The 11,455-nt window shown below is 72.2% G+C and carries 10 protein-coding genes; 8 read left to right on the forward strand and 2 right to left on the reverse strand.

Features of this window, described 5'->3' with window-relative positions; all coding sequences use genetic code 11:
* Positions 1–11 precede the first annotated feature (11 nt).
* Complete coding sequence (gene uraD, locus QRO03_RS07500) at positions 12–539, reverse strand: 2-oxo-4-hydroxy-4-carboxy-5-ureidoimidazoline decarboxylase (protein WP_285136894.1); 528 nt, start codon at positions 537–539, stop codon at positions 12–14.
* Positions 540–739: 200 nt separating this feature from the next.
* The gene (locus QRO03_RS07505) at positions 740–1,399 is read right to left on the reverse strand and encodes a helix-turn-helix domain-containing protein (protein WP_285136895.1); all 660 of its coding nucleotides are present in this window, start codon (positions 1,397–1,399) and stop codon (positions 740–742) included.
* A 159-nt stretch (positions 1,400–1,558) separates the two neighbouring features.
* On the opposite strand from QRO03_RS07505, the gene QRO03_RS07510 reads away from it, so the two are divergent.
* From QRO03_RS07510 to QRO03_RS07545, 8 genes are all read left to right on the forward strand, one after another.
* A complete protein-coding gene (locus QRO03_RS07510) occupies positions 1,559–3,271 on the forward strand; it encodes an NCS1 family nucleobase:cation symporter-1 (protein ID WP_285136896.1) in 1,713 nt (570 codons plus the stop codon).
* On the forward strand, positions 3,268–4,221 hold the full coding sequence (locus tag QRO03_RS07515; protein WP_285136897.1) for an aspartate/glutamate racemase family protein: 954 nt from the start codon (positions 3,268–3,270) through the stop codon (positions 4,219–4,221). The genes QRO03_RS07510 and QRO03_RS07515 overlap by 4 nt, the downstream gene beginning before the upstream one ends.
* A gap of 51 nt (positions 4,222–4,272) precedes the next feature.
* Positions 4,273–5,607, forward strand: coding sequence for an allantoinase AllB (gene allB, locus QRO03_RS07520; protein ID WP_285136898.1), 1,335 nt, complete (start codon positions 4,273–4,275; stop codon positions 5,605–5,607).
* Positions 5,604–7,007 carry an acetamidase/formamidase family protein gene (locus tag QRO03_RS07525; RefSeq protein WP_285136899.1) on the forward strand — a complete coding sequence of 468 codons (1,404 nt, stop codon included), beginning with the start codon at positions 5,604–5,606 and terminating at the stop codon, positions 7,005–7,007. The genes allB and QRO03_RS07525 overlap by 4 nt, the downstream gene beginning before the upstream one ends.
* Positions 7,004–7,183 (forward strand): hypothetical protein, encoded by a 180-nt coding sequence (locus QRO03_RS07530; protein WP_285136900.1) that lies wholly within the window; start codon positions 7,004–7,006, stop codon positions 7,181–7,183. Before QRO03_RS07525 ends, QRO03_RS07530 begins: the two co-directional genes overlap by 4 nt.
* Positions 7,180–8,808, forward strand: a complete 1,629-nt coding sequence (locus tag QRO03_RS07535) for an AtzH-like domain-containing protein (protein WP_285136901.1) — start codon at positions 7,180–7,182, stop codon at positions 8,806–8,808. The genes QRO03_RS07530 and QRO03_RS07535 overlap by 4 nt, the downstream gene beginning before the upstream one ends.
* Before the next feature lie 44 nt (positions 8,809–8,852).
* Positions 8,853–10,040 (forward strand): pyridoxal-phosphate-dependent aminotransferase family protein, encoded by a 1,188-nt coding sequence (locus QRO03_RS07540; RefSeq protein ID WP_285136918.1) that lies wholly within the window; start codon positions 8,853–8,855, stop codon positions 10,038–10,040.
* A gap of 70 nt (positions 10,041–10,110) precedes the next feature.
* The gene (locus QRO03_RS07545; RefSeq protein ID WP_285136902.1) at positions 10,111–11,394 is read left to right on the forward strand and encodes an allantoate amidohydrolase; all 1,284 of its coding nucleotides are present in this window, start codon (positions 10,111–10,113) and stop codon (positions 11,392–11,394) included.
* Positions 11,395–11,455 lie beyond the last annotated feature (61 nt).

Genomic DNA, 11,455 nt, shown 5'->3' on the forward strand with positions numbered 1-11,455 from the left:
GATGCGGCGGGTCATTCCGCAGCCTCGGGTTCGGCGGGGGCGTCGTCGGCGAAGGTCGTGCGAAGGCGCAGCAGGGCGATCTCGGCGAGCTGGCGGGTGGCCTCGATGGTCTCGGCGTCGGAGGTGTTGCCGAGGCGGCGCTCCAGCTCGGTGCGCATCTCGCGGGGGGTCCGCCCGGCGGCGCGGATGAGGAAGACGCGCCCGAAACGCTCCTCGTAGGCGGCGTTGCCGGCGGCGATGGCTACGACGTCGTCATCGGCGGCGGTGCTCATCGAGCCCTGTTCGCGTCGGGATGCCGAGGCCTCGGCGCCGTCGCCCGAGACCTTCCCTCCGATGCGGGGGTGGGCGTGGAGGGCCGCTTCGAGGTCGGCGGGCGACCAGGCGGCGGCGAGGTCGCCCGCGTACGAGGCGAGGGCGTCGACGTCGGCGTACGGGCGACCCGCGACGACGGCGTCGACCCAGCCCGGCACGTCGGCCCAGACGCGGACCACCGCCGCGGCATCCGCATCATCGAGGGCGTGGAACTCCTGCAGGTGCATGCCGACCAGGCTAGGCGGCGTGCGTTACGGGGCTGTGGCGCGATGTGTCAGCAATGTTGCTGTGGGGAACATTTCGGCCGATGCCTCACGGGTTCGGGGCGGCATCGGCGGCTCGGGGCGTGCTTCTCGCGCCCCGAACGGCGGATCGTGCCCCGATCGGCGGATGGCGCCCCGACGCTGGACGAAGCGCCCGGCCCGGGTCAGGCGTGAACGATCAGCCAGTGCGCCACGGCATCGGTGTCGCCGGTGTTGTGCAGGCGGTGGGGGACGGAGCAGGGGTAGCTGATCGCGTCTCCCGCGCGCAGGACGACGCGTTCGGCCTCGAAGTCGATGGTGAGCTCGCCCGCGACGACCGTGCCGACCTCGTAGCCCTCGTGGTGGAACAGGTCGTCCGCGCCGTGGGCGGCGGCCCCGGGCGGGTAGATCGACTCGAAGTAGTCGATGCCCGGCGATGTTCCGGGCGTGAGGCGGCGGAACGACACCCCGCTGTCGAGCACGATGTCAGGCGTCTGCCCCGCGCGCTGCAGCGTGAAGCCCGAGGGGCCGGCGGGTTCGACGGGGCGGTCGGATGCCGGGTCGAAGGCCGCCACGAGGGGGACACCCAGGGCGTCGGTGATGGCGATGAGCCGCGAGACGCTCGGCTGCATGACTCCCCGCTCGATCTGCGAGACGGCGCTGGGGGAGATACCGAGGGTCGCCGCGAGTGCGCGGGCGGAGATGCCGCGTGACTGGCGCAGGTCACGGATGCGGGCGCCGACGGAGGCCTCGCCGGCGCCGACGGCGTCGGCCGCACCCGCGGCATCGGTGCGGGGGGCGTCGGGCGTGACACGGGCGTCGTCAACGGCGGCGGGCTGCGTCATGCCCCGAGTCTAAGGACGCCTCCCGCGTGAAGGTGTGACTTCACACGCCTGTTACATGAGCGAAACCGCCGGGGTGATGTGAACCCATAACTTCACATCAGAGCTCCACTCCGGCCGCGGACTCCACGTCGTGGCATCCATCGTCCTGAGAGGAATGACATGACTTCGAGCCCGCTCACCGGCCCCCACGATCTCGTGGAGGCCGCCGGCCACCCCCACGGGGGCGGCAACATGCTGCCGCATTACGACGACCGCCTCGCCAACGAGGACCTCGCGCCGCTCCGCAAGCAGAAGTGGTCGAGCTACAACATCTTCGCGTTCTGGATGAGCGACGTGCACTCCGTCGGCGGATACGTCACCGCGGGTTCGCTCTTCGCGCTCGGACTGCAGTCGTGGCAGGTGCTGGTGGCGCTGATCGCCGGCATCGTCATCGTGCAGGTCTTCGCCAACATGGTCGCCAAGCCCAGCCAGAAGACCGGCGTGCCCTACCCCGTCATCAACCGCGTGGTGTTCGGCATCCGGGGTGCGAACATCCCCGCGATCATCCGCGGCCTCATCGCCATCGCCTGGTATGGCGTGCAGACCTTCCTCGCGGCCGAGTCGCTGAACATCGTGTTCCTGAAGTTCATCCCGGGCGCCGCCAGCCTGCTCGACGTCTCGTTCGCGGGACTGTCGGCCCTCGGCTGGATCTCGTACGCGATCCTGTGGACCGCGCAGTTCCTCCTCTTCTGGAACGGCATGGAGGTCATCCGCCGCTTCATCGACTGGGCGGGCCCCGCGGTGTACCTCGTCATGATCGTGCTGGCGATCTACCTCGTCTCGCAGGCGGGCATCCAGAACATCTCGTTCACCCTCTCGACCACGCAGCTCGACTTCTGGGCGTCGATCCCGGTCATGTTCGCCGCGGTCGCGCTGGTCGTGTCGTACTTCTCGGGCCCGATGCTGAACTTCGGGGACTTCGCCCGCTACGGCAAGAGCTTCGCGGCGGTCAAGAAGGGCAACTTCTGGGGCCTCCCGATCAACTTCCTCTTCTTCTCGCTGCTGACCGTCATCACCGCCTCGGCCACCGTGCCGGTGTTCGGCTCGCTCATCACCGATCCGATCGCGACCGTCGAGCGCATCGACACCCCGTTCGCGATCCTCCTCGGCGGTCTGACCTTCGTCACCGCCACGGTCGGCATCAACATCGTCGCCAACTTCATCTCGCCCGCGTTCGACTTCTCCAACGTCGCCCCGAAGAAGATCTCGTGGCGCGCGGGAGGCATGATCGCCGCCGTCGGTTCGACGTTCCTGATGCCCTGGAACTGGTACTCCAACGCCGACGCCATCCACTACTCGCTCGGCGTGCTGGGTGCGCTGATCGGTCCCCTCTTCGGCATCCTGATCGCCGGCTACTACATCGCGGCCCGTCAGCGCGTGAAGATCGACGCGATGTTCACCATGGACACCGCCGGACCCTATTGGTACCGCAACGGCTTCAACCCCAACGCGGTGAAGGCGGTCATCGGCGCGGGCGTCCCGACGGTCGCGATCGCGATCTTCCCGAAGCTGTTCGCCGACCTCGGCCTGTTCAACGTGGCGGCGATCAGCGACTACAGCTGGTTCATCGGGTGCGGTCTGGGATACGTGCTGTTCCTGCTCTTCGAACGCCTCGACCCCCGCATCCCGACCTTCGACGGCGAGACCGAGGGCATCTCGGACGGCACCGTCGACGCGGTCGCGGCATCCGAGGTTCCGGTGCTCGCGCAGACGTCTCAGGATGCCGCGCCGGGCTCGGCTCCGGTGCTCGCGAACGAGATTCCAGATGCCGCAGCGCCCGCGTCGGCGCCCCCTCGACCGGCCGCCGGGCACTCCCGCGAGGCGCTCGCGTGAGGATCCTCCTGATCAACCCCAACACCTCCCGGGCGATGACCGCGAAGATCGCCGAAGCCGCTCGGGAGGTGGCGGGACCCGACGTGCTCATCCAGGCCGTGTGTCCCGCCACCGGAGCCGAGGCGATCGAGAGCCACACCGACGAGATCGCCGCGGCGGCCGCCGTGATCGAGGCCATCGCGGCCGATCGCGCCGGCCACGACCCGGCCGACGCGTACGTCATCGCGTGCTTCGGCGACCCGGGCCTCGATGCGGCGCGCGAGATCGTCGACGCCCCGGTGGTCGGCATCGCCGAGGCGGCGATGCACCTGGCGGCGGTGTCGGGTCGGCACTTCGGAGTCGTCACGACACTCGGCCGCACGCTGGGCCGGGCCGAAGACCTCGTCTCCCGGTACGGCATGGAGCGCGCGTGCGTGTCGCTGGCGGCGACGGGCATCCCCGTGCTCGACCTCGAAGACACGGGGTCCGAGGCGGTCACGACCATCGAGCAGTACGGCGCGCGCGCCGCGGCCGACGGCGCCGACGTGATCGTGCTCGGCTGCGCCGGCATGGCCGACCTGTGCACGGAGCTCACCGAGCGCATCGGCGTGCCGGTCGTCGACGGGGTCGCCGCGGCGGTCGGCATGGCATCCGGGATGGTGCGCATGGGCCTGGGGACGAGCAAGCGCGACGAGTACGCGCGGCCGTCGCGGGCGTGGGCCGGATTCGCAGGTTCGGGTGCGGCTGTGGGTGTGGGTGCGGGTGCAGGTGCAGGTGCGGGTGCGGGTGCGGGTGCGGCGGCGGGTGCGGGTTCGGGTGCGGCGGCGGCGGACCGGGGCAGGTCTCGTGCAGGGGGGCGGCCGACGGACGCCCCGGTGCACGTGCAGCGCCCCGGTGACGCGCCCGCCGGCCCAGCGGTGTCGACCGTCGCGCCTCCTCCCCAGCCCGCAGATGCGACGGCTTTCGCATGAATGTTGATGACGGTTACATTCAGGAAATGCGGGGCGCCTAGCGTGAACGACATGAGCACACGGATCGCCGCCCGACGGGTCTATCTCGACGGCGCCTTCAGCCCCGCCACCGTCGTGATCAGCGACGGTGTGATCGCCGCCGTCGAGCCCTTCGATGCCGCCGCCACCACCGTGTTGCCCGGTGACGCCGTGCTGTTGCCGGGGCTCGTCGACTCGCACGTGCACCTCGACGAACCGGGGCGCACCGAGTGGGAGGGTTTCGCGACCGGAACCGCCGCCGCGGCGGCCGGTGGGGTCACGACGGTGGTCGACATGCCGCTGAACAGCCTGCCCGTCACCACCACCCCCGATGCTCTGGACGCCAAGCGGCGGGCCGCGACGGGAAAGCTCGCCGTCGACGTGGCGTACTGGGGCGGCGCCGTCCCCGAGAACCTCGGATCGCTGCGCGCGCTCTCCGAGGCCGGGGTCGTGGGATTCAAGTGCTTCCTGTCGCCCAGCGGCATCGACGAGTTCGGACACCTCGACACCGACCAACTCGAGCGGTGCCTCGCCGAACTCGCCGAGTTCGACGGCCTGCTCATCGTGCACGCCGAAGATCCCGCGCATCTCCACGCCGATGGGCCGCTCGGGCCCCGCTACAGCGACTTCGAAGCCAGTCGCCCGCCGCTCAGCGAACGGGCCGCGATCCGCCGAGTGATCGACGCCGCCCGTCGAACGGGTGCCCGCGCGCACATCGTGCACGTCTCCGACGGCGGTGCGCTCGACGACGTGCGCGCGGCCAAGGCCGAGGGCGTGCGCCTCACGGTCGAGACGTGCCCGCACTACCTGACCCTCGACGCCGAAGACGTGCCCGACGGCGCGGGGGCGTTCAAGTGCTGCCCCCCGATCCGCGGCGGTGACAACCGCGACCTGCTGTGGGCGGGGATCGTCGACGGCACCATCGACGCGATCGTCAGCGACCATTCGCCGGCCACCGTCGAACTGAAGGGCAACCCCGACTTCGGTCTCGCGTGGGGCGGGATCGCCGGGCTGCAGACCGGCCTGTCGGCCGTGCACACCACCGCCCGAAAGAGGGGGCTGGCCTTCGAGAGCCTCCTGCCGCTGCTCACCACGGGCCCCGCACGCATCGCGAGCCTCGAAGGTCTCGGCGTGATCGAACCGGGCGCGCCGGCGCACCTCGTCGCCTTCGCCCCCGATGAGACGTTCGTCGTCGATGCCGCAACGCTCGAGTACCGCAACCCGGTGACGCCCTGGCACGGCAAGACCCTCACGGGCGTCGTGCGCGAGACGTGGCTTCGCGGTGAGTCGGTGTACCGCCGCGGTGCCGCGGTGACCGAGCGCGAGGGCCGCGAGATCCTGCACACGCCCGCGGCGGTCGAGGCGTGAGCGCCCCCGCGCACCAGGCCGCGGCCGCAGTCGTCGACCTTCTCGAGGGGACCCTCGCCGCGACGCCGGTGCCGATCCTCCAGCCGGGCGTCGGCCCCGTCCCCGGCGACCACTACCTCCGCGCCACGCCCGACACCGTGCTGTGGGGGCGGCTGCCGTGCGCGAGCGACACCGCGGTACTCGAGATCGCGTCGGGTGCGAGCGTCACGTTCGACACCGTGAGCCACGAGGGGATCCTCGACGACCAGGGCAAAGACCCGGCCGCCTACTTCGCGGCACACGGCGTTCCGCGCGAGCAGGTGCTCGACGACGCCGTCGAGATCGCGGCATCCGTCTCCCGCGACGTGACGGCCGACGGACCCCACGTCGTCGTCGGTCCCGTGCACGTGCGCGATGCCCATTCCGGCGACCTGCTCAAGATCACCGTCGAAAGCCTCGTTCCGCGGGTGCCCTACGGCGTCATCTCGAACCGGCACGGCAAAGGCGCGCTCGTCGGCGAGCTGCCGCGCGGCGAGCACAACGTCAGCGTGTTCGCCGCCGTCGCCGAGCGGGGCGGCATCCTGCACGGCACGCTCCCCGTCGTCGAGGGAGGCGAGCCGGTCGTGGCCTTCCCCCTCGCGCCGTTCCTCGGCACGATGGGTGTCGCCGTCGCCGGGGCGGAACGCCCGCACTCGGTACCGCCGGGCAGGCACGGCGGCAACATCGACATCAACCTCCTGGTCGAGGGGACGATCCTCTACCTCCCCGTGCAGGTCGAGGGGGCGCTCGCGTACGTCGGCGACCCCCACTTCGCGCAGGGCGACGGCGAGGTCGCGCTCACCGCTCTCGAGGCTTCCCTGCGCGCCACGCTGCGCTTCGAGGTGGTTCCCGCCGAGGCCGCCCGCGCGGCGTTCGGCGAGGTCGCCGGTCCCCTCGTGCGCACGCCCGAGTATCTCGTGCCGACCGGGATGGATCCCGACCTCGATGCGGCGATGCGCGCCTGCGTGCGCTCGTCTCTCTCTCTGCTGCACGGCCGCTGGGGAATGGACGAGCACCTGGGCTACGCCTACCTGAGCGCCGCGACCGACTTCGACATCTCGCAGGTCGTCGATATCGTCTCGGGCGTGCACGCACGCATCCGCGAGGCCGACTTCGCGGGAGTGCCGGCGGTGGAGCCCGAGGTGCGGGTGTCCGTCGATGTTCCGCGCGCCGCCGCCGCTACCCCTGCGCAGTCCGAAGACGCCGCGGGCACCGGCGCGTCCGCCGACCCTTCGTCCGCAGACGCCGCGGGCACCGGCGCGTCCGCCGCCCCTCCGTCCGCAGACGCCGCGGGCACCGGCGCGTCCGCCGACCCCTCGTCGGCACGCGCCGAGAGCACCCCCGCGTTCGCAGCCCCCTCGTCCGAAGGAGACGCCGAGTGAGCCCCGCCCTCTCCGCCGCACTGGCCCGCGCCGAGCCGTTGCTCGCCGACACCGAGCCCTCCCTCGCCGCCCCGACCCCCGGTCGAGTGTCCACGACACGCCGCATCGCGCGGGTCGTCACCGGCGTGTCCTGGACACTCACGCGCCGGCGCCGAGCGGGTGGGAGCGCGCGATGACGGATGCCACCATCCCCGCCGACCTGCGCGAGGCCTTCGACGCCTACGAGCGCGCCATCGTCGCGAACGACCTCGACGCCCTCGACGCGTTCTTCGCTCCCGGACCGGACACCCTCCGCGGCGACACGGCGGGGCTGCTCGTCGGCCACGACGCGATCAGCGGGTTCCGGTCGCTGCGCGGCGGTGTGCCACCGCGCGACATCGCCGAGGTCCACTACCGCCCGCTCGCCACGGCCACCCCCGACGCGAGCACCGACGGCGACGTCGCCCTGCTCATGTCGGTGTCGCAGTTCCGCGGCGGCGGGCGAGGCCTGCAGACGCAGGTGTGGCACCGCATCGACGGGCGGTGGCTCATCACCGCGGCGCACGTGACGCCGCGGACGCCTCCGCTCGACCGCACGATCTGGCGGAGCGTGGGCGACCCCTTCCTGCAGGGTGCCTGGGAGGGGCCGCTCGAGGGACTCACCGTCGCGGTGAAAGACCTGTTCGCCATCGCCGGCTTCCGCATCGGCGCGGGCAACCCGACGTTCCTCGAGGAAGCGCGGCCCGAGAAGGCCACGGCCCCGGCCGTCGCCGACCTGCTGCGCGCCGGCGCGTCGCTTCGGGGAATCGCCCGCACCGACGAATTCGCCTATTCGATCGCCGGCGACAACGCCCACTACGGCACGCCGCCCAACGGCGCGGTGGTCGGCGCCCTGCCCGGGGGGTCGTCGAGCGGTCCGGCATCCGCCGTCGCCCTCGGCCACGCCGACATCGCCCTCGCCACCGACACCGCCGGGTCCATCCGCGTTCCGGCGTCGTACCAAGGGCTCTGGGGGCTGCGCACGACCCACGACCTCGTCCCCCGACAGGGCATGCTGCCGCTCGCGCAGTCGTTCGACACGATCGGCTGGCTCACCCGCGACGGCGACACCCTGCAGCGGGTGGCCGACTGGTGCCTCAGCTACGACGGCTCCGCCTCCACCGAGAACGTCTACGGCGCCGGGGGCAGCGATCTTCCCTGGCGGTTCGTCATCCCCGAGGAGGTGCTCGACTGCGCCGACGCCGCCACCCGCGAGGAGTTCTCGCGCTTGCTCGCCGGCCTCGCGGCATCCGATGATCCGCCCTCGTTCCGCGCGGTGCACACGGGAGACCTGGATGCCGGCTTCGCGGCGTTCCGCACCGTGCAGGGCGCGGAGGCCTGGCGCAACGACGGCGAGTGGCTGCGCGCGCACCCCGGTGCCGTGGGCCCGGCGGTCGCCGAGCGCTTCCGCATCGCCGCGCAGATCACCGCCGATGACGAACGCGCGGCGCGGAACGGCCTCGAACCGATCGCCGCGCATTTGGCCGATCTCGTCGACGGTGCGGTCATGATCTTCCCCACCGTCCCGGGTCCCGCGCCCCAGCGCACCGCCGACGTCGACGCGGTACGCGCGGCCACCCTGCGTATGACGGCCCCCGCGGCCATCGCCGGCCTCCCGGCGATCTCGGTACCGTTGCTCACGGTTGACGGCGCCCCCGTCGGCGTCTGCCTCGTCTCGCGCGCGGGCACCGACATCGCGCTCGTTCGCCTCGCCCGCCGTGTCGCCGCTGTGTCGGCATCCCTTCGCGCTTCCGCCCGCTCCCGCACCATGGAGACCTCGTGACCAACCAGCTCCCCGGCCCCATCGACCCGCCCGCCCGTCTGCTCATGGGTCCCGGGCCCATCTCGGCGTACCCGAGCGTGCTGCGCGCGATGGGGGCACCGCTGGTCGGGCAGTACGACCCGTTCATGACCGCGACGATGAACGAGACGCAAGACCTGTACCGCCAGGTCTGGGCCACCGACAACGACGCGACGCTGCTCATCGACGGCACGAGTCGCGCCGGCATCGAGGCGGCCATGCTGTCGCTCATCCGTCCCGGCGATCGCGTGCTCGTGCCCGTCTTCGGGCGGTTCGGCCATCTGCTCGCCGAGATCGCCGAACGCGCGCTCGCCGAGGTGCACACGATCGAGGTGCCGTGGGGCCAGGTCTTCCCCGTCTCGGCGATCCGCGAGGCGGTCGAGCGGGTGAAGCCGCACCTCGTGGCCTGCGTGCAGGGCGACACCTCGACGACGATGCTCCAGCCGCTGGACGAGATCGGCGAGATCTGCCGCGCGCACGGGGCCCTGTTCTACACCGACGCGACGGCCTCGCTCGGGGGCAACCCGTTCGAGATGGATGCCTGGGGACTGGATGCCGCGACCGCGGGCCTGCAGAAGTGCCTCGGCGGGCCGTCGGGATCGGCGCCGATCAGCCTGTCGGAGCGGGCCGTCGAGGTGGTGCGCTCGCGCGCGCGCGTCGAGGCCGGCATCCGGGAGGAGGGCGATGCGGTGGCATCCGACTTCATCCGCTCGAACTACTTCGACCTCGCGATGATCCTCGACTACTGGGGACCGCGGCGCCTGAACCACCACACCGAGGCGACGACGATGCTGTACGGCGCGCGGGAGTGCGCCCGGGTGCTGCTCCTCGAGGGGCGGGATGCCGTGATCGACCGGCACCGCCTGCACGGCGATGCGATGCTGGCCGGCGTCGAGGGCCTCGGCCTGACGGTCTTCGGCGACGTCGCGCACAAGATGACGAACGTCGTCGCGGTGGAGATCCCCGAGGGTGTGGTCGGAGACGCGGTGCGCTCGGAGCTGCTGAGCGACTTCGGCATCGAGATCGGCACGTCGTTCGGACCTCTGCACGGTCGGGTCTGGCGGATCGGCACGATGGGGTACAACGCCCGCACCGACGCCGTGCTCACCACCCTCGCCGCGCTCGAGGCGGTGCTGCGCCGTCACGGCGCGACGGTCGCTCCCGGCGGCGGCGTCGAGGCCGCGCAGGGCGTCTACGCGGCGGCGCGATCGTGAGCCCCGTCGCCGCCGGGCGGGCGCCGACCCCGCTGCCGGCCGTCCCCGGCCCGACGAGCGAGGCGCGAAGGTGACGACCTCCACCCGCCTGCAGGTCGCGCCCGAGCGTATCGCCTCCGCGGCGCGACGGATCATGGGGCGGTGCGAAGAACTGGCCCGGGTCACCGCGACCCCGGGCGGCATCACGCGCGTGTACCTGTCGCCCGAGCACGCCCGGGTCAACCGGCTGGCGGCCGAGTGGATGCGCGAGCTCGGCATGACGACGAGACAGGATGCCGCGGGCAACCAGGTCGGACGCCTCGCCCCGGCCGGAGCCCCCGACGCCCCGGCGCTGCTGATGGGCTCGCACCTCGACACCGTCCCCGACGCCGGACGCTTCGACGGCATCGTCGGGGTGCTGATGGCCCTCGAGGTCGTGCGGCTCATCCGTCGCGTGGACGACGAGGGCACGGCATCCAGTCCCTTCCCGTTCGCGCTCGAGGTGATCGCCTTCAGCGACGAGGAGGGCACGCGCTTCGGCAAGGCCCTGCTCGGATCCTCGGCTGTCGCCGGGCAGTGGGACGCGTCGTGGTGGGACCTGACGGATGCCGACGGTTACACGCTGCGCCAGGGGTTCCGCGAGTTCGGTCTCGACCCCGGCCGCATCGGCGAGGCCGCCCGGCGCCCCGATGAGCTCGTCGCCTACCTCGAGGCGCACATCGAGCAGGGGCCGGAGCTGCACCGCAGCGGCCGGGCGCTCGCGGCGGTGTCGTCGATCGCGTCGGCCCGACGCTTCCAGCTCGTCGTCGAGGGCGAAGCACGTCACGCCGGCGGCACCCCCTACGACATGCGCCGCGACGCCCTGCTCGGGGCGAGCGAAGCGGCTCTCGCGGTGGAACGCATCTGCCGCGGCGAGCATCACATCATCGGCACCGTCGGCCAACTCGAAGCGTTCCCCGGCGCGGTGAACGTCGTGCCCGGTGAAGCGCACTTCTCGCTCGACCTGCGTGGCGAGTTCGACGCCACCCGCGACCACACCTGGGACGCGATCTCGCACGAACTGGACGCCATCATGGGCCGCCGTGGCCTGCGCTGGAGGGCCCGCGAGGTGCACAGCGCGCCGGCTGTCTTCTGCGCCCCGCTTCTGCAGGACGTGGTGCGCGCCGGTATCGGTGGCGAGGCACCGACCCTCTTCAGCCGCGCCGGTCACGACGCGATGGCGATCGGGGCCATCACCGAGGTGGGCATGCTCTTCCTGCGCAACCCCGACGGCATCAGCCATCACCCCGACGAAGCGGTGACCGGTGCCGATGTCGCCGCGGGGCTGCGGGCGCTCGCCGAGGCCGTGCTGCACCTGGGGGCCGAGCCGCGCTGACCCGGCGCCGCGCTGACCCGGCGCCGCGCTGACCCGGCGCCGCGCTGACCCGGCGCCGCGC

Source organism: Microbacterium sp. lyk4-40-TSB-66, assembly GCF_030209475.1.
GTDB lineage: Bacteria > Actinomycetota > Actinomycetes > Actinomycetales > Microbacteriaceae > Microbacterium.